The following is an 18,873-nucleotide window of genomic DNA, read 5'->3' on the forward strand; positions in this document are numbered from 1 at the left end:
CTGCCTGTCAGAACAGAACAACGTCATATTGTTCCTGAGTATACATGGGTTCAACCTGAAACCTGATCGTTTTACCTGTCAGCGCTTCCAGGTCCGCGAGCGTTGCAGACTCTTCCTCCAGCAGACGATCAACCACAAGCTGAGACGCCATCACCAGCAATTCATCGTTTTCATAAGCCCGGGCAACCCTCACGATCTCACGAAATATCTCGTAGCAAATGGTTTCCGGTGTTTTCAGACGCCCACGACCTTCGCAGACCGGGCATGGACAACACAAAACCTGTCCCAGACTCTCGCGTGTGCGCTTTCGCGTCATTTCAACCAGGCCCAGCTCTGAAATGCCCGAAATCATGGTACGGGCATGATCCTTCTCCAACGCTTTGGTCAGCGTGCGTAAAAGCTGACGCTGGTGCTCCGGCTCAACCATGTCGATAAAATCGAGAATAATGATGCCGCCAAGATTTCTTATACGCAGCTGCCGGGCAATGGCTGTCGCCGCTTCAAGATTGGTTTTCAGGACGGTTTCCGCGTGATTCTTGCTTCCCAGGTAACCACCCGTGTTTACATCGATGGTTGTCATGGCTTCGGTCTGGTCGATAATCAGATCGCCACCAGACTTCAATTTGACCTGGCGACCCAGTGCCTTGTCCAATTCATCATCAATGCTGTACAGATCAAAAATGGGCCGCTCGCCGCGATAGAGCTCTACGCGCTCCAGAGAGTCGGGAATAAAGTCACCAACAAAGTTGTTGATCTCGCCAAAGGCCTCCTCGGAATCGACGCGAATTCTTTCGACCTGGGGCGTAATCAGGTCTCGTACCGCCCGCAGATACAGCGGTAGATCACGATACAGAACCCTGATTTCCCTGGTTTTTTCAATACGTCCGGCCACTGTAGCCCAGAGCTTGCGCAAAAACCGTATATCCTCGCCCAGCTCGGCATCAGTGGCACCTTCCGCCGCAGTCCGGATGATGAACCCGCCCTTGTCCGGTGTCACCTCCCGGTCCAGGCACTGCGAGAGCATGGCTAGCAGGCGCTCGCGCTCCGCTTCATTTTCCAGCCGCAAGGAAATGCCAATATGCGCATTTCGGGGCAGATACACCAGATGCCGGGACGGCAGAGTCAGATGCGTCGTCAGGCGGGCACCCTTGGAGCCAATCGGGTCTTTGGCAACCTGGACCACGATCATCTGGCCTTCATGCAACAATTTCTGTATATCAGTAGTACCCGCATCGGCAACTTCCAGGCCATCGGCTCCGATGGCTGCGATATCGGCGGCGTGCAGGAAGGCAGCCCGCTCCAGCCCGATGTCCACAAACGCCGCCTCCATTCCCGGCATCACGCGAACAACCTTGCCCAGATAAATGTCTCCCACATGGCCACTGCGGCTGCGACGCTCAATGTAGATTTCCTGCAGCAGACCATTTTCTATCAGCGCCAGGCGGGTTTCCCTGGGCGTGACATTTATCAGTATTTCTTCACTCACGCGTGACTCTCCAGTGCATTCCTGATGCCAAAACCGGCCAATAGCCTGCCGGTTTCGAATAGCGGCAAACCTACTACACCGGAATAGCTGCCTTCGATCTTTTCGACAAAAAGCGCCCCTGACCCCTGCACCGCGTAAGCGCCGGCTTTGCCCTCAGGCTCACCATGGCGCCAGTAGGCCGCGATGTCGGCATCACTCAATTCGCGAAACCAGACCCGGGTGTGCACCGTAACAACTTCGGCGCGATTTCCCTGCATCACACAGACGGCAGTCAGCACCTGGTGACTGCGTCCGGCCAGCATACGCAGCATTCGCGTGGCATCTGCCTCATCCTGCGGTTTGCCCAGAATCACATTGTCACACACAACAATCGTGTCCGCGCCTAACACCGGACAACGTGCAAAAATCTCCGGCAGGGCGTTTACCGATGCCGCCTTTTGCCGCGCCAGACGACTGACATAGGCTTCCGGGCATTCCCCTGATAACAAGGTCTCATCAGTGTCATGCACCAGAACACGATACGACACACCAATCTGATCAAGTAATTCACGGCGTCGTGGCGATGCCGACGCCAACACGAGTCGGCCGACATCACCAGCAGGAGAAACAGAATTGACCGGAGGAGACATCTCAGCGCACATCAAAGCCGCGACGCAACTGGCGCAGGACCACAAACAACCATGGCCATACAAACGCGCTGGACAGAGCGCCCAGCAGGAACAACAGACTGCCGGCATCGGTCTGCTCGGTTGCCACCTTGATCCAGTAAGTAATGGTCATATTCAGCCCGACCAGCGCCAGAATCATGCCGCTTTGCTGCAACGCAGAGAACATGCGCAGTCGCTGATGCAGACTGAGGGTAATATAGGCAATAAGGGCGAATGACAGTGCGTTCAGCCCCAGCAGCGAGCCTTCCAGAATATCCATGAACAGTCCGGCAAACCAGGCCGCACCGATACCTACGCGGTAGGGCAGGGCCATGATCCAGTAGATCAGCACCATGGCTACCCATTGCGGGCGGTAGTGCATCGCCCAGTCGGGAAATGGCACGATGGCCAGCAAATAAGCCAGCAGCAGACTCAGAATGATGATCCACAAGCCGTTTGCTCTGGGTATCATGTCTACAAACCTCCCTGAGCGTCAGTCTGAGTGTTGTTTTCATCGGCTTCCGGCGCCGGAAAGTCCTGAATCAGCTCAAGGTTGCTGGCGCCAATGACCTCGTCGTCAGGCACCACCAGCATCACATGGCGGGTGCGATCCATCTGCGCCAGCGGGCGCGCTCTGATCTGCGCAAATGGCTGACCGGGGTCATGGAATACACGGGTGACTTCCGCGACCGGATAGTCCTTGGGGTAACGCTGGCCCAGGCCGGAACTGACCAGCAGGTCACCCACCACGATATCCGCCGTATCAGGCACATACTCCAGCTCCAGCCCGGGAACATCACCTCTGCTGCCACGGGCGATAGCACGCTCACCATTGCGATTGACCTGCACCGGGGTGCCATGGCGCGAATCGGTGATCAATAACACCCAACTGGTAAATGGCAGCACTTCAACCACCTGCCCCATCAGACCATGCGCATCAAGTATGGCCTGGCCTTCAAAAACACCGTTGTGGGCACCGCGATTGATCAACACCCGCCGGGAGCCAGGGTCATTGGATACATTGATGATTTCTGCCGTGATGACACGTCCCTGCACAGCCTGCGAGGCTTCCTGTAACGCACGCAGGCGGCTGTTCTCACTGGCAAGACCTGCCAGCAGCTGCAGCTCACGCTGGGCAAACAACAGCTCCTGACGCAAACGGGCGTTTTCTTCGATAAGGTCACGCTGTGAAACAAAGACGTCGTCAATCCATGACGAGGCGCGGGCAGGCATATCTGCCACCCAGTACACGGGAGTGCTTAAATAGGCGACGGTGAAGCGAACGCGGTCCAGATAATCGAAACGCGAATCCGCAAACATGACTCCCAGCGACAGCGCCAGGAATGCAAGCATGCGATACTCCAGCGACACACCCTTGATAAATAAGGTTTTAATAGCAGAACCTCAGCCTGTTCAGCATTAGTCACCTGGTTGGCAGCAGCCCTCGTTGACGGGAACTACTCCAGAGTCAACGCGTCTATTTCGTTGGAATCCATCAGTTCCATGGCCTTACCACCGCCCCTGGCCACGCAGGTCAGCGGATCATCGGCAACAATAACCGGCAAGCCTGTCTCTTCCGACAACAACTTGTCCAGGTCTTTGAGCAACGCGCCACCACCGGTCAGTACCATGCCACTTTCGGCAATATCCGAGGCGAGCTCCGGCGGCGACTGTTCCAGCGCACTTTTCACAGCCTGCACAATAGCAGACAGGGTTTCCTGCAACGCTTCCAGGATTTCGTCACTGTTCAGGGTAAAGCTGCGAGGCACGCCTTCTGCTAGGTTACGGCCACGCACGTCAATTTCACGCAATACACCCTCTGACGGGTAGGCGCAGCCGATTTCTTTCTTGATCCGTTCAGCCGTGGCATCCCCAATCAGACTGCCGTAATTGCGGCGCACGTGGGTGATGATGGCTTCGTCGAAACGGTCGCCACCGACACGGACGGACTCAGCGTAGACAATACCGTTCAGGGAGATGATGGCAATTTCGGTGGTACCGCCACCGATATCAACAACCATCGAGCCGCTGGGCTTCTCGACCGGCAGACCCGCACCAATGGCTGCCGCCATGGGCTCTTCGATCAGACGCACCTCACGTGCGCCGGCACTGATGACCGACTCGCGGATGGCGCGACGCTCAACCTGCGTGGATTTGCAGGGTACACAGACCAGAACACGGGGGCTGGGCGGGAAAAAACTGTTTTCATGCACCTTGCTGATGAAATGTTGCAGCATTTTCTCGGTGACCTGAAAATCGGCAATAACGCCGTCTTTCATTGGCCGTATGGCGGTGATATTGCCTGGCGTGCGGCCCAGCATGCGCTTGGCATCGGCGCCCACCGCAGTAACGGTTTTCTGCCCGTTGTGGTTACGAATGGCTACAACTGACGGCTCGTTCAGGACAATACCTTCGCCGCGGACATAAATCAGTGTGTTCGCCGTGCCCAGATCAATCGACAGGTCGTTGGAGAACATTCCCCTTATTTTTTTGAACATTGAATTCTTGCTTACCTCAACATTAATCGGAACGGTCCGGAAGCCGGACCCGTTAATCTACTCTTACAGCAGACAGACAAAACGAGTGACAGTTCCTGCCCCGGAACAACCCTGGCGGGCAGATCTGTGACGGAACGATTGCAAACCTGGAAGGAAACTGTTGCCTCAGACCGGTCATAATCCCGTATAATCACGGCTTCTCCAGCAAATAGATACGCACTCTAGCAATGCTCATGTATTAGGGCAAGTATCAAAAACATTCCGGGGTCGGGCTTGAGTCAAGAACCTGGCAAGGCCGGTATTATCGCACACTCAGGAGCCTTTTGATGGCATTAGACAACACAGACGTGGAAAAAATTGCGCATCTGGCACGACTGCAGATCAGCGCGTCGGACACGCTGGAAGTTGCCCAGCGAATCACCAACATCCTGGACATGATTGACCAGATGCAGGGCGTGGACACCTCACAGGTCGCACCCATGGCGCATCCTTTTGATGCCAGCCAGCGGCTGCGACCGGATGTGGTGACCGAAACTGACCAGCGCGACTATCTTCAGAAAATCGCGCCCGCCACGCAGGACGGCCTCTATCTGGTCCCCAAAGTCATCGAGTGACACGCCATTTGCCATCACGCTCAACCCGCGCTCGCACATTGTCAACAACATCTCTGACTGCTGAAAACCATCAGATCAGGCAAGGATACAGACGCTTATGTTAAGCAAAACCGTTGCTGAACTGGCCACTGCACTGGCCACCAAGGACGTGTCCAGTGTAGAACTGACACAGGCCTACCTGGACCGCATTGCAAAATTGAACCCGACGCTGAATGCCTATGTGACCATCACCCCGGAACTGGCACTGACACAAGCCGCTGCGGCCGACGCCCTGCGCGCTGCCGGCAAGGCCACCCCGTTAACCGGCATCCCGATCGCGCACAAGGACATCTTCTGCACCCGGGACGTGTTGACTGCCTGCGGTTCACGCATGCTGGCGAACTTCATCTCGCCCTACGATGCTTGCGTGGTTGAGCGCTTGCAGGCTGCCGGTGCGGTCATGCTGGGTAAAACCAACATGGACGAGTTCGCCATGGGCTCCTCCAACGAAACCAGTCATTTTGGCCCGGTGCACAACCCCTGGGATCAGGCCCGGGTGCCAGGCGGCTCATCCGGTGGCTCGGCTGCCGCTGTGGCCGCCGACCTCTGCGCCATGGCCACCGGCACCGATACCGGCGGCTCAATTCGTCAGCCCGCGTCGTTTTGCGGCATTACCGGCCTCAAACCGACTTATGGCCGGGTCTCGCGCTGGGGCATGATCGCATTCGCGTCCAGTCTCGATCAGGCCGGCCCGTTGACCAAAAGCGCTGAGGACGCAGCCCTGATACTGAACGTCATTGCCGGCGCCGATGCCCGCGACTCTACCTGCCTGGATATTCCGGCGGAGGATTTTACCGCACAATTGAATCAGCCCTTAACAGGCCTGCGCATCGGACTGCCCCGCGAGCATTTCAGTGGCGGACTCAGCGGCAAGGTGCAGGAAATCCTGCAACTGGCCATCAAAAAGCTGGAAAGCCTGGGCGCGACATTCAAGGATATCGATCTGCCCAACAATCACTTGTCGGTGCCGGCGTATTACGTCATCGCACCAGCGGAGGCGTCCGCCAACCTGTCACGCTTTGACGGTGCCCGCTTCGGTTACCGCTGCGAAAACCCGGCCAACCTGGAAGACATGTACAAGCGCAGCCGTGGTGAAGGTTTTGGTGACGAAGTCAAACGCCGCATCATGGTCGGCACCTACGCCCTGTCTGCGGGCTACTACGACGCCTACTACAAAAAGGCACAGAAGATACGCCGCCTGATCAAGGACGACTTTGATACCGCGTTCAAGGATGTGGACCTCATTCTTGGCCCGACCTCACCGCATACCGCCTTCAAACTGGGCGAAAAAAACAGCGACCCGGTCACCATGTACCTGGAAGACATTTACACAATTGCGGTGAACCTGGCTGGCCTGCCGGGCATGTCCCTGCCCGCCGGGATGCTGGACGGGCTGCCCATCGGCATGCAACTGGTCGGCCCCGCGCTGTCCGAATCGCGCCTGCTCAATGTTGCCCATCAGTTCCAGTTGCATACCGACTGGCACACACAAAGACCGGAGGTATAACGCATGACCTGGGAAACTGTTATCGGTCTGGAAGTACACGTACAGCTTGCGACAAAAAGCAAACTGTTCTCGGGCAGCAGCACCCACTTTGGTGCCGCGCCCAACACCCAGGCCAGCCTTTATGACCTGGCGATGCCGGGCACACTGCCGGTGATGAACGAAGAAGTCCTGCGCATGGCCGTCAGTTTTGGCCTGGCGGTAGATGCCGAGATCGGCAAGCACTCGGTTTTTGACCGCAAGAACTATTTCTACCCCGATCTGCCGAAAGGCTATCAGATCAGTCAGCTCGACTTCCCGACCGTGGGTCGCGGAACCTTGAAGATTCAGACTGAGGACGGTGGCGAAAAAGCCATTGCCATTACCCGCGCGCACATTGAGGAAGACGCCGGCAAATCCCTGCATGAAGATTTCCAGGGCATGTCCGGTATTGACCTGAACCGCGCAGGCACACCGTTACTCGAAATCGTCTCCGACCCGGACCTGCGCAATGCCAAAGAAGCGGTGGCTTATCTGAAAAAGCTGCATTCAATCATTCTTTATCTGGGCATCTCCGACGGCAATATGGCGCAAGGGTCCATGCGCTGTGACGCCAACGTGTCCATTCGCAAAAAAGGCGACACGGAATTCGGCACGCGCACCGAGATCAAGAACGTCAACTCTTTCCGGTTTGTGGAAAAGGCGATCAACTACGAAGTACAGCGCCAGATCGAGTTGCTGGAGGACGGCGGCCGTGTGGTGCAGGAAACCCGTCTTTATGACTCGGACAAGGATGAGACACGCTCAATGCGTAGCAAGGAGGTCGCCAATGATTACCGCTACTTCCCCGAGCCTGACCTGTTGCCGCTGGTCATCGACGACGCCTTTATCGATGCCGTTCGCGCCACCCTGCCGGAGCTGCCGGATGCCCGCTGTCAGCGCTTTGTCACGCAGTATGGCCTTAGCGAATACGACGCCGAAGTGCTGACCAGCAGTCGGGACATGGCCGAGTACTTTGAGGCCGTGGTAAAACTCTGTGGCGATGCAAAATTGTCCGCCAACTGGGTGACTGCCGATTTGCTGGGCATGCTCAACAAACAGGACCTCGATATCAGCCAGTCACCGGTCAGCCCGGAATCTCTGGGCACGCTGATCAGCCGGATCAAGGACAACACGATTTCCGGCAAAATAGCCAAAACCGTATTTGAAGCACTGAGTGCGGGTGAAACCGGGGTCGACGCCATCATCGAAGCACGCGGCCTGAAGCAAGTCACCGACACGGGTGCGATAGAAAAGCTGGTGGATGATGTGATCGCGGCGAATCCGGATCAGGTAGCACAGTATCGCGGCGGCAAAGAAGCTGTATTCGGCTTTTTTGTCGGTCAGGCCATGAAACTGTCAAAAGGCAAAGCCAACCCGGCTCAACTCAACGAATTACTGCGCAAGAAATTGAACGCGTGACGGGAAAAACATCAAGAGGTTAGCATGATCGAAGAGAAAAAAACCGGCAAGGAAAGGACACAGCCCGCCACCCGCAACGAAGAGTGGTCGGACGAGCGCATCAGATCATTTCTCGACCTCGAGCCACCGGAGAGTGTGCCTGCGGCCTATCACATTCTGACCAAGGCCTATCGTGGCATGTTGCCCGAACACTTTGCCCGATTCGTGCCGTTTTTTGTCGCTGCCGGGCACGATGTCAATGTGACCCTGCCCAACGGCACTACCTTTCTGGATCACGTTTCCCAGCATCGCGCGGCAACACCCTATATTGAGGTACTGGAGGCGGCCGGCGCCAAACGTGGCAACCCGGCCTGATCACCGAGTTTCAACTCAACATGTTTCAACTCAACATGTTCCAATTCATCATGGCTCAACGCCGGGGACGGGGCCTGCTGTTACCGCCCTTGCCACCGCTGCTTCTGCCGCCACGTGTTGAAGGCTTTGATTCATCCTTGAAATGAGAGGGCCGCGTGAATGCCGGCGGCTCCGCGAGCATGTCTGCTTCAGGGTAGACGCAGGGCAACTTCTGGCCCAGTTTTTCTTCAATATTGGGCAATAGAAACGAGTCTTCCTCGCAGGCAAAACTGATCGAAGTGCCAATGGCGCCGGCGCGTCCCGTTCGGCCAATACGGTGCACATAGTCTTCCGCTTCCTCGGGCAGGCTATAGTTAATGACATGGCTCACGTCATCAATATGCAGACCCCGGCCGGCGACATCGGTTGCCACCAGCACCTGGATATCCCCGTCGCGAAACGCTTCCAGAGTCTTGACGCGTTTGTTCTGTGCAATTTCCCCGGACAACAATCCGCAGCTGACCCCATTGCGATACAAACTGTCGGCCAGTTTGCGCACCTGATCACGGCGATTGTTGAAAACAATGACCTTGTCTGCACCTTCAGCCTTGATGAGATTGTACAGCAGCTTGTATTTGTCTTCGGTGGTCACCAGGTACACGATCTGCTCAATGGTATCGGTGGCCACGCGCTCCGGCGCAATCTCGATCATGATCGGATCCATGGCCCAGCGCGAGGTCAGCTCAATGATTTCCGGTGTAAAGGTGGCGCTGAACAGCAGTGTCTGGCGACAGTCCTTGTGTGGCGTGCGGCTGACGATGGTACGTACCTGCGGAATGAAGCCCATGTCCAGCATGCGGTCAGCTTCATCAATCACCAGTATTTCCACCAATCCCAGATATAACTGGTCGTTCTGCAAAAAGTCGATCAGGCGACCCGGTGTTGCTACCACGATATCAACAGGCCGGGAATCCACCGCAGCCAGCTGCTTTTTGTAGTCCTCGCCACCGACCAGCGTCACGACGTGAAGCCCACAGCCTTTGCTCAGATTCTGCGCATCACTGGCAATCTGCATGACCAGCTCACGCGTGGGGGCCAGAATCAGCGCCCGTGGCTCGCCGATAAAGCGTTCATCTTTAATCGGATTCTTTAATTGGTCATTGATGATGGTAATCAGAAAAGCGGCCGTTTTGCCTGTGCCGGTCTGTGCTTTACCGGTCACGTCGTAGCCGCGCAAGGTATAACGCAGGCTCTGCGCCTGAATCGGCGTACAGAACTTGTAACCAAGCTCCTTGATCGCGCGCTCGAGCGGTTTTTCCAGCTCGAACTTACTGAATGGGATATCAGGCACTACCGGCGGCAGCTCCGCGGCCGACTCCGGCTCACTGACCACTTCACGGGCATCATCGACAGACGCTGTTGCTTCAGGCAGGGCTTCTTTGCCCGCTACTTCTTCGTTTTCAATGTTCTGCATGTATAACAACCTTTGATATAACTTTTCAGGGAGCGCCCGCGCCGCATGCTGAACATGCCGGGTCGCGCGGCAAACGCAATTCACGCCAAGTTGAGGTCATGGCATCGAACAACAACAAACGTCCGCACAGGCTTGTGCCCATACCGGATAAAACCTTGATCGCCTCCAGCGCCTGCATGCTGCCAATCACACCGACTACCGGTGCCAGCACGCCATTGCGCGAACAGCTCATCTGCTCATCATCGCCACCATGGTACAGACACTGGTAACACGGACTGTCCGGCTGCCGGCTGTCAAACACCGCAACCTGGCCCTCAAGCCTGATTGCTGCGCCGGAAACCAGCGGCACTTTGTAGTGCACGCAGATCTCATTAATGGCAAAGCGCGTGCTGAAATTATCACAGGCATCAATAACAAGATCGACCTGATCACTGACCAGACGCGCCAGCAGAGGTTTATCAACGCGCTGATGGATCGTGGTAATTTTTACGTCCGAATTCAGTGCCGTCAACGTCCGCTGTGCCGATTCGACTTTGCTGTCACCCAGCGCTGCCTCACGATGCACAATCTGCCGCTGCAGATTGCTGATTTCGACGATGTCGTCGTCGACCAGAATCAGATGGCCGACACCGGCAGCAGCCAGGTACATGGCCACCGGACTGCCCAGCCCGCCCATGCCAACCACCAGCACTGTCGACTGCAGCAGCCGCGCCTGCCCCTCTATATCAAAGGCGGGCAGCATAATCTGTCGACTATAGCGCAATAACTGCTCATCACGCATGTGTGTTTTCTCCCGGCGCCGCATGGCGCCCCAGTGTCACCCGCTCGTGACCTGCCAGATCACGCTCGCTGCGCACGCCTGCAAAACCCTGGGTGGTCAATAACGCCCGAACATCGGCGCCCTGTTCATGACCGTGCTCAAGCAACAGATACCCCCCGTCACGCAATCGCAGCCGTGACTGCTCACAGATTATCGCCAGGTCACGCAGGCCGCGCCCGTCGGCGACCAGCGCCGCGCGCGGCTCAAACAGCAGGTCACCTTGTTGCAGGTGCGGATCATCATCGGCAATATACGGCGGATTACTGACGATCATGTCAAAGCACACAGCGGCTGGCAACGCCTCGCACCAGTCCCCCTGGGTAAAGCTGACACCATCAAGCCGCAGACGCACGGCATTTTGCCGCGCCACAACCAGGGCCTGTTCGCTTCGATCCGTGGCATAAACCTGCCAATGCTGACGCTCACTGGCCAGTGCCAGCGCAATCGCGCCACTGCCCGTACCAAGGTCAGCCACCACCATCGCCCTGCCAGGGTCATCGGCACTGACCTGCTGCCCCAGGGTCAGCGTCAGCTCGACCAGCAGCTCCGTTTCCGGCCGCGGAATCAGTACCGCAGGCGTCACCTGCAAGTCCAGGGTCCAGAAGCCGCGACACCCGGTCAGGTAGGCCACCGGTTCACCGGCTGCACGGCGCGCCACAAACGCAGCAAAGGCCGCGCTCTGCTCGCCACTCAAAACAGACTCCGGACGGCTGAACAGAAAGCTGCGCGACTTGCCCAGCACAAATGCCAGCAGAACCTCAGCATCCAGCCTGGCACTGTCACTCAGCACCAATGCGGTTGTGGCCTGGTCAAGCGCCTGGCGGATACTCACCGTCATATCGTCACGCGGCCAGCTCTGCCAGCAGATCGGCCTGATACTCATGGACCAGCGGCTGGATGATCACATCCAGCTGACCTTCCATGACTTCGCCCAGTTTATAGAGCGTCAGATTGATGCGATGGTCGGTCACCCGACCCTGCGGGAAATTGTAGGTCCGGATGCGCTCGGAACGGTCACCCGAACCGACCAGCAAGCGCCGGGTATCGGATTGCTGTTTATCCGCAGCCTGCTGCGCCATGTCATTGAGGCGGGCGCTGAGCAGAGACATGGCCCGGGCACGGTTCTTGTGCTGGGAGCGTTCATCCTGACACTCCACCACCATGCCCGTTGGCAGGTGCGTGATGCGTATCGCTGAATCGGTTTTATTGATGTGCTGACCGCCGGCACCACTGGCTCTAAAGGTATCAATGCGCAGGTCGGCCTTGTTCAGTTCAATCTCTTCCAGATCATCTGCCGCCGGCAGAATCGCCACCGTGCAGGCCGACGTATGGATGCGGCCCTGGGTTTCGGTTTCGGGCACGCGCTGCACGCGATGCGCACCGGACTCGAACTTCAATTGCCCATAAACCTGGCGACCTTCGATTCGACTGATGATTTCCTTGTAACCACCGTGCTCACCGGGACGCTCACTGATGATTTCCATACGCCAGCCTTTAAGCTCGGCATAGCGGGCGTACATGCGGTAAAGATCACCGGCAAACAGGGCCGCCTCGTCACCGCCGGTGCCCGCACGAACTTCCAGGAACACGTTCATGCTGTCTTTTTCGTCTTTGGGCAATAACAGCTTCTGCAGGTTCAGCTCCAGTACTTCGATGTCCTGCCGTAACTGACGCGACTCCTCATCGGCCATCTCGCGCATCTCAGGATCCGGGTCGCGCGCCATTTCCTGTGCCTGCTGCAGGCCTTTTTGCGCAGCAAGGTAGGCTTCAAATTCGTGCACCACCGGCTCGATATCGGAAAACTCCCGGGACAGGGCGCGAAAGCGATCCTGGTCTGCAATCGTTTCGGCATCACTTAACAGCGCCTGTAGCTCCTGGCAGCGTTCGGCCAGGTTTTCCAGTTTTTGATAGATTGACGTTTTCATGGTTTATTCACCCAACCCGAACAATTCCTGCGTCAGACGAATCAGATCCTCGCGCCCCTCGGCACTGGCTTTTTTCATCTGCACACTGGGCGCATGAATCAGTTTGTTGGTGACACTGCGGGCCAGAGCTTCCAGCACCTGCTCTGCCGGCATACCTTTTTCCAGGGCGCGCAGAGCCTTTTCCAGCTCCAGCTGTCGTATCTGGTCAGCCTTCTCGCGGTAGGCACGCAAGGTCGCCACGGCATTGAGCGCGCGCAATTGCCGCAGGTACTCCTCTACCCCGCGCTCGATGATGGCACTGGCCTGCTCGGCCGCGAGCGCACGGCTTTTGACGTTATCTTCGATGACATCACGGATGTCATCAACACTGTAAAGATAAGCATCGCTGATCTGCCCTACTTCCGGTTCGATATCGCGCGGCACCGCCAGATCAACCAGCAACATGGGTTTGTGACGGCGTTTCTTGATAGCCCGCTCGACGGCGCCCTTGCCCAGTAGCGGCAACTGACTGTTGGTGGAGGACACAACAATATCGGCCTGTTCCAGCTCGTCGGGAATATCTGACAGCAACACACCCCGGGCGCCGAACTTCTCACCCAGCGTGACGGCGTTCTGCAAAGTACGGTTGGCCACGACAATGCTGCGCACACCGCGTTCGGTCAGGTGCCGGGCCACCAGTTCGATGGTATGGCCGGCACCGATCAGCAGCGCATGCAGACTGCCCAGATCAGAAAATATCTGCTCAGCCAGCGTCACTGCGGCATAGGCCACGGATACCGGGTTTTCGCCGATTGCGGTATCGGTGCGCACTTCTTTGGCTATCGAAAACGCTTCCTGAAACGCGCGGCCCAACTCGGCCTTGGCAACGCCCAGCTCTTTCGCAACAGCATAGGCTGATTTGATCTGACCCAGAATCTGGGGCTCGCCCAGCACCATGGAGTCCAGACCACAGGCGACTCGCATCAGATGACGGATAACATCATCGCGCCAATGAAAATAACTGCAGCTGCCAAGCTCCGACACATCAACGCCATGATACTGACTCAGCCAGCTCAAAAGTTTCTGCTGTTCAAATTGCAGGCGGGAGGGATCAAACTGTGCATTCGCATCAATCAGCATGGATTCTGCGCCCTGCGCGACCGCGCCCGCCTCGGCGGCAGGTCCACCCAGGTCTATGTCGACGTACAACTCTGTGCGATTGCAGGTCGATACGATGACGGCTTCCCTGACATGCTCAAGTGCGGTCACGCGCTGCATCGCGTCTGCCATTTTTTCTGGCGGAAACGCAACCTGCTCCCGAAGGGAGACATTGGCAGTATTGTGATTGATGCCGAGCAGAACCAGCGCCATAGAGAGCCTTGCTGAAAAAATGCGCTATCTTACTAAAACTCGGGGCCGTTTTCCTGCTTTTATGTGCAGACCGCACCCCTGTTTTGCATTAGCGAGTACGTATTATGCGCCCGGGCCGGTCACAATTGTAGTCTTGCCGCAGAACAGTTGTTAGAATCAAACGGTGCCCCAAGGCTCTACCAGAGGCACCTCAAGACCGGAAACTATGACTAAATCCTTACATCGCCTGTTATATCTCAGCCTGCCCCTGCTGGCCGCCTGCTCCGCCCTGGAGCCTGCGCCAGATGCAACGGACACTGCGCCCGCGCCCCCTGAGTCGGTAGCGAGCGAACCCGTGGCATCGACCGAAGAACCCGTGGAATACGGCAACTTCACCGGTGATCAACTTGAAAGAGCACTGCTGAGCGAATTTGGTGGCATGCGCGGTTACCTGCCTCAGGCAGCGGAGAATTATTACGAACTGGCGCTTGAGACCAGCGATCCCGGCATCATTCGCCGCGCCGTCGAGTTTGCCTCCGCCACCGGCAACAACGAAGCCCTGATACAACTGGCCCAGTTATGGCTGCAACAGGAACCGGACGCGCTGGATCCGCATTTGATTGTCGGTTACGAGTTACTGGAACAGGCCTTGTATGTCCGCGCTCTGCCACACCTGGATCAGGTGCTGACGCTGGGCGGCAATGTCGATTTCACCGCCATGACAGCGCGAACCTTTTCGCTCGATAACCGTCAGCGCGAAATTATCGCTGATGAGCTGGAGAATATGCTCTCGCGCCATCCGGACGAAGCTACCCTGTACTACGCATTGGCCCAGCTCTACGACCAGAGCGGCGACACAGCAGGTGCCGGTGAAATCCTGGCAATTGCCCGCGAGCGGTTCGGCGACAATCCGCGCACCGCATTGATCGAGGCACAGTTGTTGCAAAATGCGGGACTGGCTGATGATGCTGAGACCTTACTCGGCGACGCGGTCACGCAATATCCGACGCACCGTCTTCTGCGTTACAGCTATGCCCAGATATTGGTGCAGAATGAAAAACTGCGCGAGGCGGCCATCCACTTCACGGAACTGCTGCGTCTTGCACCCGGCGATCTGGAAACGCTGTATTCACTGGCACTTATCAATCTGGAGCTGGAGGAATATGAGCTTGCCGAAGATCAACTGCAAACACTGCTGAGTGCCGGCCACCGAAACAATGAAGCGCATTTTTACCTGGCCGTCATTCTTGAAGCACGCGAGGATCTCGCCCGGGCGTTATCCCATTATCAGCAGATAGGCCCTCGCTCCAACGCCTTCCTGTCGGCGCAACGACAAATCATGCGCCTGTTTGTTGCGCTGGAGCGATTTGATGACGCCACCAGTTGGCGGGTGCAGCGCAGCGCGGCAACACCCGACCTGGGGCCGATACTGCCAGCACTGGAAGCTGAAGCCCTGATCAACGCAGGCTTCGATGACCGGGCCGATGCTGTGCTGGATGAAGCCCTGGCGAGCTACCCCGACAATATCGATCTGTTATTTGCCCGAACACTGCTCAGCGAACAGCAAAACGACATGCCCCAGGTGGAGAAAGACCTGCTCCGCATTATCGACCTGGATCCGGACAATGCGCGCGCCCTGAATCACCTGGGATATGCCCTGACAGTGCGCACGGATCGTTACGATGAAGCGCTGGACCTAATCCAGCGCGCTATTGCGATCACGCCCGATGACCCGGCCATCATCGACAGTCTGGGCTGGGTACAATACAAGCTCGGCCGCCTGGACGAGGCTTTGGCGAATCTCAAAACGGCCTACGCTGCGTTTCCGGACGCAGAAGTGGCCGCTCACCTCGGCGAAGTACTGTGGATGCTGGAAGAACAGGATGAGGCGCTCGAAATATGGCGCGAAGCGCTTGAGCAGCAACCGGACAGCGAACATGTGCTGGACACCATGGACCGCCTGGTGCCCTCGGAATGAGCATTTCCCGGATTCACGTTCCCGTCTGGGTGTTGATGTCACTGATCCTGGCCGCCTGCTCGAGCACCCCGCGTATCGATGCACCGGTCAATACTGAGTGGGAGCAGCGTCGCCAGGTACTGGGTGCAATTTCCAACTGGGAATTCATTGGCAGCCTTAACGTGCGCGACGCCAGCGATGCGCACAGCTCGCGTATACGCTGGCAACAGAGCGGCGATGTTTACCAGATCAACCTGTGGGGGACGTTCAACGTGGGCGCTACCCGGATCGACGGCCGCCCGGGTGAGGTGCAGATTACCCAACAGGGAGAGGACCCGGTGTTTACCGAGTCACCGGAAGCCCTGCTGTATCAGGAACTGGGGTACGAGCTACCGGTCACCGAACTGAATTACTGGATCAAGGGTATCCCGGCCCCCGGTCCCAGCAGTGATCTGGAGTTTGGCGAAACCAGTCAGCTGCGGGCATTTCGCCAGATCGGCTGGCAGATCAGCTATATGGCCTACACCAATTTCGGTCTGGAAACCCTGCCCACACGCATCCGGATCGAGAAGGCACCCTTGCGTCTGGACCTGACCCGGCTGCGCTGGACGCTGCCTGATGTCCCGGCCAGTACCGGCGACTGAGATCAATAATGACAACGGCTGACCACATCATCACGTTGCCCGCCCCGGCAAAACTCAACCTGTTCCTGCATATCACGGGGCGCCGCAGCGACGGTTACCACACATTGCAGACCCTGTTTCAGCTGCTGGATTATGGCGACGAACTGCGTTTCAGCTTGCGCACCGACGGGCACTTGCGACTCACCTGCAATGACACCAGCCTGAGCAATAACGATAACCTGGTGCTGCGCGCTGCCGGGCTGCTGCGGCAAACGCTGAACATCAAGACCGGCGCCGACATCCACCTGATCAAACGCATTCCGGCAGGCGCAGGGCTTGGTGGCGGCAGCTCGGATGCCGCCACCGCCCTGCTGGCCCTGAATCAGCTTTGGCAAGGCGGATTGTCCCGCACCAGGCTGGCTGAGTTAGGGCTGCAACTGGGAGCCGATGTACCGGTTTTTGTGTTTGGTAACAGCGCGTGGGCCGAAGGCATAGGCGAGGAACTTGAACCCGTTACCCTCGCCGAGCAGTTTTTTGTGGTGCTAACCCCTGCATGCCATGTCACCACAGGCACGATTTTTTCACATCAGCAATTGACACGGGACTCAACAGCCATCAAAATGTGCGCCTTTCTGGCAGGGCAGTCCCGGAATGACTGCGAAACACTGGTCAGAAAATTGTATCCGGCGGTGGATGCAGCGCTCGACTGGTTATCACAGTTTGCACCGGCCCGCATGACCGGCACAGGATGCAGTGTGTTTGCCGCGTTTCCGGATGAGGCGCATGCCAGAGCTGTATTGCAGCAATTGCCGACTGAAGCCAGCGGCTCTTTGGCCGGCCTGAGCGGCTTTGTCGCCAGAGGGATCAATCAATCGGCCCTGGCGAGCTTTGATACAGGCAGTAAATAGCTTAGAATAACGATGTTTTTTGGGGTGTCGCCAAGTTGGTAAGGCACAAGGTTTTGATCCTTGCATGCGTTGGTTCGAGTCCAGCCACCCCAGCCATATTTCAGGAGTCGGTGTTTGTCCGCGCTGCCAGTACGCCGGCGCCAGGCAGGGCCCGACTCTGGTCTGCCGGTTTGATGCAGCATCTAAGCGATCATTCAACGACCACAACGAATGACCTGGGCGGACAAGATCATCAAACGACCACAGCACAAATCAACCCCTAAAAAACGCTCTAACTGCGCTAACGGCAAGTCAGAAGGTAATCTTTCCATGGCTAATAATCTGATGGTCTTCACCGGCAATGCCAACCCCATGCTGGCAGAAAAAATTGCCCGCTACATTGGTATTCCCCTCGGTGACGCTCAGATCGGTAAATTCAGCGATGGCGAAATCGCTGTCGAGATCAAGGAAAACGTGCGCGGCAAGGATGTATTCATCATCCAGTCGACATGCGCGCCGACCAATGACAGCCTGATGGAGTTACTGCTCACTGCCGATGCCATGCATCGTGCCTCGGCCAACCGCATCACTGCCGTTATCCCGTACTTCGGTTATGCCCGCCAGGATCGCCGCGTGCGCTCAGCCCGCGTCGCCATCAGCGCCAAAGTGGTTGCCGACATGATTTCTGCCGTGGGCGTTAACCGCGTGCTGACCGTTGACCTGCATGCCGAGCAGATCCAGGGTTTCTTCAGTATCCCGGTAGATAACGTTTACGGCTCACCGGTACTGACCGACGATATCGAACTGCAGAAATACGAAAACCTGACTGTGGTATCGCCTGACATTGGCGGTGTGGTGCGTGCAAGAGCCGTAGCCAAACAGCTGAATGTAGATCTGGCCATCATCGACAAACGACGCCCGCAGGCCAACGAAGCCCAGGTCATGCATATCATCGGTGAAGTCAAAGGCCGCACCTGCCTGATCGTCGACGACATGGTGGATACCGCCGGCACGCTGTGCAAGGCGGCCGCTGCCCTGAAAGAACACGGCGCGTTGAAAGTTGTCGCCTATTGCACCCATCCGGTGCTGTCCGGCAACGCGGCCGAGAATATTGCCAACTCAGAGCTGGACTCTCTGGTGGTCACTGACACCATCCCGCTCAGCGACAAAATCAGCAAGTTGCCCAATGTGCGACAACTCAGCATGGCACGCCTGCTCGCCGAATCCATTCGCCGGGTCAGTAACGAAGAATCCATCAGCGCCATGTTCGAAAGCGCCGAGCTGTAAAACTGCAGGA

The 18,873-nt window shown here is 57.2% G+C and carries 18 protein-coding genes and 1 tRNA gene; 9 read left to right on the forward strand and 10 right to left on the reverse strand.

From position 1 onward, the window contains the following. Window positions 1-7: 7 nt before the first annotated feature. The 5 genes from rng to WD071_RS05340 all read right to left on the reverse strand — a co-directional run bounded on the left by rng (window position 8) and on the right by WD071_RS05340 (window position 4,631). Window positions 8-1,486: a ribonuclease G gene (gene rng / locus WD071_RS05320; protein ID WP_368047313.1), complete on the reverse strand. Its 1,479-nt coding sequence runs from the start codon at window positions 1,484-1,486 to the stop codon at window positions 8-10. Continuing rightward, window positions 1,483-2,115: a nucleoside triphosphate pyrophosphatase gene (locus tag WD071_RS05325; RefSeq protein WP_368047314.1), complete on the reverse strand. Its 633-nt coding sequence runs from the start codon at window positions 2,113-2,115 to the stop codon at window positions 1,483-1,485. Before WD071_RS05325 ends, rng begins: the two co-directional genes overlap by 4 nt. 1 nt (window position 2,116) lies before the next feature. After that, the gene (gene mreD, locus WD071_RS05330) at window positions 2,117-2,605 is read right to left on the reverse strand and encodes a rod shape-determining protein MreD (protein WP_368047315.1); all 489 of its coding nucleotides are present in this window, start codon (window positions 2,603-2,605) and stop codon (window positions 2,117-2,119) included. Between the two features lie 2 nt (window positions 2,606-2,607). Next, on the reverse strand, window positions 2,608-3,504 hold the full coding sequence (gene mreC / locus WD071_RS05335; protein ID WP_368047316.1) for a rod shape-determining protein MreC: 897 nt from the start codon (window positions 3,502-3,504) through the stop codon (window positions 2,608-2,610). 86 nt (window positions 3,505-3,590) lie between these two features. Continuing rightward, the gene (locus WD071_RS05340; protein WP_368047317.1) at window positions 3,591-4,631 is read right to left on the reverse strand and encodes a rod shape-determining protein; all 1,041 of its coding nucleotides are present in this window, start codon (window positions 4,629-4,631) and stop codon (window positions 3,591-3,593) included. A 326-nt stretch (window positions 4,632-4,957) separates the two neighbouring features. On the opposite strand from WD071_RS05340, the gene gatC reads away from it, so the two are divergent. The 4 genes from gatC to WD071_RS05360 all read left to right on the forward strand — a co-directional run bounded on the left by gatC (window position 4,958) and on the right by WD071_RS05360 (window position 8,582). Beyond that, window positions 4,958-5,245 carry an Asp-tRNA(Asn)/Glu-tRNA(Gln) amidotransferase subunit GatC gene (gene gatC / locus WD071_RS05345; protein ID WP_368047318.1) on the forward strand — a complete coding sequence of 96 codons (288 nt, stop codon included), beginning with the start codon at window positions 4,958-4,960 and terminating at the stop codon, window positions 5,243-5,245. Window positions 5,246-5,342: 97 nt separating this feature from the next. After that, window positions 5,343-6,791, forward strand: a complete 1,449-nt coding sequence (gene gatA, locus WD071_RS05350) for an Asp-tRNA(Asn)/Glu-tRNA(Gln) amidotransferase subunit GatA (RefSeq protein WP_368047319.1) — start codon at window positions 5,343-5,345, stop codon at window positions 6,789-6,791. A 3-nt stretch (window positions 6,792-6,794) separates the two neighbouring features. Continuing rightward, entirely contained in the window at window positions 6,795-8,228 is a 1,434-nt protein-coding gene (gene gatB, locus WD071_RS05355) for an Asp-tRNA(Asn)/Glu-tRNA(Gln) amidotransferase subunit GatB (RefSeq protein ID WP_368047320.1), read from the forward strand. A 24-nt stretch (window positions 8,229-8,252) separates the two neighbouring features. After that, window positions 8,253-8,582 (forward strand): PA4642 family protein, encoded by a 330-nt coding sequence (locus WD071_RS05360; RefSeq protein WP_368047321.1) that lies wholly within the window; start codon window positions 8,253-8,255, stop codon window positions 8,580-8,582. A 55-nt stretch (window positions 8,583-8,637) separates the two neighbouring features. Here the strand turns inward: WD071_RS05360 and rhlB are convergent, their stop codons facing one another. From rhlB to hemA, 5 genes are read right to left on the reverse strand one after another with little or no spacing between them, the layout of a single operon-like run. Further along, the gene (gene rhlB, locus WD071_RS05365) at window positions 8,638-10,035 is read right to left on the reverse strand and encodes an ATP-dependent RNA helicase RhlB (RefSeq protein ID WP_368047322.1); all 1,398 of its coding nucleotides are present in this window, start codon (window positions 10,033-10,035) and stop codon (window positions 8,638-8,640) included. A gap of 25 nt (window positions 10,036-10,060) precedes the next feature. After that, window positions 10,061-10,816 (reverse strand): ThiF family adenylyltransferase, encoded by a 756-nt coding sequence (locus WD071_RS05370; RefSeq protein WP_368047323.1) that lies wholly within the window; start codon window positions 10,814-10,816, stop codon window positions 10,061-10,063. Further along, window positions 10,809-11,693, reverse strand: a complete 885-nt coding sequence (prmC, locus tag WD071_RS05375; RefSeq protein WP_368047445.1) for a peptide chain release factor N(5)-glutamine methyltransferase — start codon at window positions 11,691-11,693, stop codon at window positions 10,809-10,811. The genes WD071_RS05370 and prmC overlap by 8 nt, the downstream gene beginning before the upstream one ends. Window positions 11,694-11,697: 4 nt before the next feature. After that, window positions 11,698-12,780 carry a peptide chain release factor 1 gene (prfA, locus tag WD071_RS05380; RefSeq protein ID WP_368047324.1) on the reverse strand — a complete coding sequence of 361 codons (1,083 nt, stop codon included), beginning with the start codon at window positions 12,778-12,780 and terminating at the stop codon, window positions 11,698-11,700. A 3-nt stretch (window positions 12,781-12,783) separates the two neighbouring features. Continuing rightward, a complete protein-coding gene (gene hemA, locus WD071_RS05385) occupies window positions 12,784-14,130 on the reverse strand; it encodes a glutamyl-tRNA reductase (RefSeq protein ID WP_368047325.1) in 1,347 nt (448 codons plus the stop codon). A gap of 205 nt (window positions 14,131-14,335) precedes the next feature. Between hemA and WD071_RS05390 the strand changes: the two genes are divergently transcribed. From WD071_RS05390 to WD071_RS05410, 5 genes are all read left to right on the forward strand, one after another. Then, entirely contained in the window at window positions 14,336-16,087 is a 1,752-nt protein-coding gene (locus WD071_RS05390) for a tetratricopeptide repeat protein (RefSeq protein ID WP_368047326.1), read from the forward strand. Next, window positions 16,084-16,710, forward strand: coding sequence for a lipoprotein insertase outer membrane protein LolB (gene lolB, locus WD071_RS05395; RefSeq protein ID WP_368047327.1), 627 nt, complete (start codon window positions 16,084-16,086; stop codon window positions 16,708-16,710). The genes WD071_RS05390 and lolB overlap by 4 nt, the downstream gene beginning before the upstream one ends. A gap of 8 nt (window positions 16,711-16,718) precedes the next feature. Further along, window positions 16,719-17,597 carry a 4-(cytidine 5'-diphospho)-2-C-methyl-D-erythritol kinase gene (gene ispE / locus WD071_RS05400; RefSeq protein WP_368047328.1) on the forward strand — a complete coding sequence of 293 codons (879 nt, stop codon included), beginning with the start codon at window positions 16,719-16,721 and terminating at the stop codon, window positions 17,595-17,597. Between the two features lie 20 nt (window positions 17,598-17,617). Then, window positions 17,618-17,693 (forward strand) — tRNA-Gln (locus WD071_RS05405). Window positions 17,694-17,906: 213 nt separating this feature from the next. Next, the gene (locus WD071_RS05410; RefSeq protein WP_368047329.1) at window positions 17,907-18,863 is read left to right on the forward strand and encodes a ribose-phosphate pyrophosphokinase; all 957 of its coding nucleotides are present in this window, start codon (window positions 17,907-17,909) and stop codon (window positions 18,861-18,863) included. The last annotated feature ends 10 nt before the right edge of the window (window positions 18,864-18,873 follow it).

The sequence above is a fragment of the Pseudohongiella sp. genome (assembly GCF_040877505.1).
In the GTDB taxonomy this organism is placed as follows: domain Bacteria; phylum Pseudomonadota; class Gammaproteobacteria; order Pseudomonadales; family Pseudohongiellaceae; genus Pseudohongiella.

Bases quoted from the DNA above. Each gene is read 5' to 3' on its own strand.
- WD071_RS05325 (WP_368047314.1), bottom strand. From the start codon at position 2,115: ATGTCTCCTCCGGTCAATTCTGTTTCTCCTGCTGGTGATGTCGGCCGA.
- mreD (WP_368047315.1), bottom strand. From the start codon at position 2,605: ATGATACCCAGAGCAAACGGCTTGTGGATCATCATTCTGAGTCTGCTG.
- WD071_RS05340 (WP_368047317.1), bottom strand. From the start codon at position 4,631: ATGTTCAAAAAAATAAGGGGAATGTTCTCCAACGACCTGTCGATTGAT.
- gatC (WP_368047318.1), top strand. From the start codon at position 4,958: ATGGCATTAGACAACACAGACGTGGAAAAAATTGCGCATCTGGCACGA.
- gatA (WP_368047319.1), top strand. From the start codon at position 5,343: ATGTTAAGCAAAACCGTTGCTGAACTGGCCACTGCACTGGCCACCAAG.
- gatB (WP_368047320.1), top strand. From the start codon at position 6,795: ATGACCTGGGAAACTGTTATCGGTCTGGAAGTACACGTACAGCTTGCG.
- WD071_RS05360 (WP_368047321.1), top strand. From the start codon at position 8,253: ATGATCGAAGAGAAAAAAACCGGCAAGGAAAGGACACAGCCCGCCACC.
- rhlB (WP_368047322.1), bottom strand. From the start codon at position 10,035: ATGCAGAACATTGAAAACGAAGAAGTAGCGGGCAAAGAAGCCCTGCCT.
- WD071_RS05370 (WP_368047323.1), bottom strand. From the start codon at position 10,816: ATGCGTGATGAGCAGTTATTGCGCTATAGTCGACAGATTATGCTGCCC.
- prmC (WP_368047445.1), bottom strand. From the start codon at position 11,693: ATGACGGTGAGTATCCGCCAGGCGCTTGACCAGGCCACAACCGCATTG.
- prfA (WP_368047324.1), bottom strand. From the start codon at position 12,780: ATGAAAACGTCAATCTATCAAAAACTGGAAAACCTGGCCGAACGCTGC.
- hemA (WP_368047325.1), bottom strand. From the start codon at position 14,130: ATGGCGCTGGTTCTGCTCGGCATCAATCACAATACTGCCAATGTCTCC.
- WD071_RS05390 (WP_368047326.1), top strand. From the start codon at position 14,336: ATGACTAAATCCTTACATCGCCTGTTATATCTCAGCCTGCCCCTGCTG.
- lolB (WP_368047327.1), top strand. From the start codon at position 16,084: ATGAGCATTTCCCGGATTCACGTTCCCGTCTGGGTGTTGATGTCACTG.
- ispE (WP_368047328.1), top strand. From the start codon at position 16,719: ATGACAACGGCTGACCACATCATCACGTTGCCCGCCCCGGCAAAACTC.
- WD071_RS05410 (WP_368047329.1), top strand. From the start codon at position 17,907: ATGGCTAATAATCTGATGGTCTTCACCGGCAATGCCAACCCCATGCTG.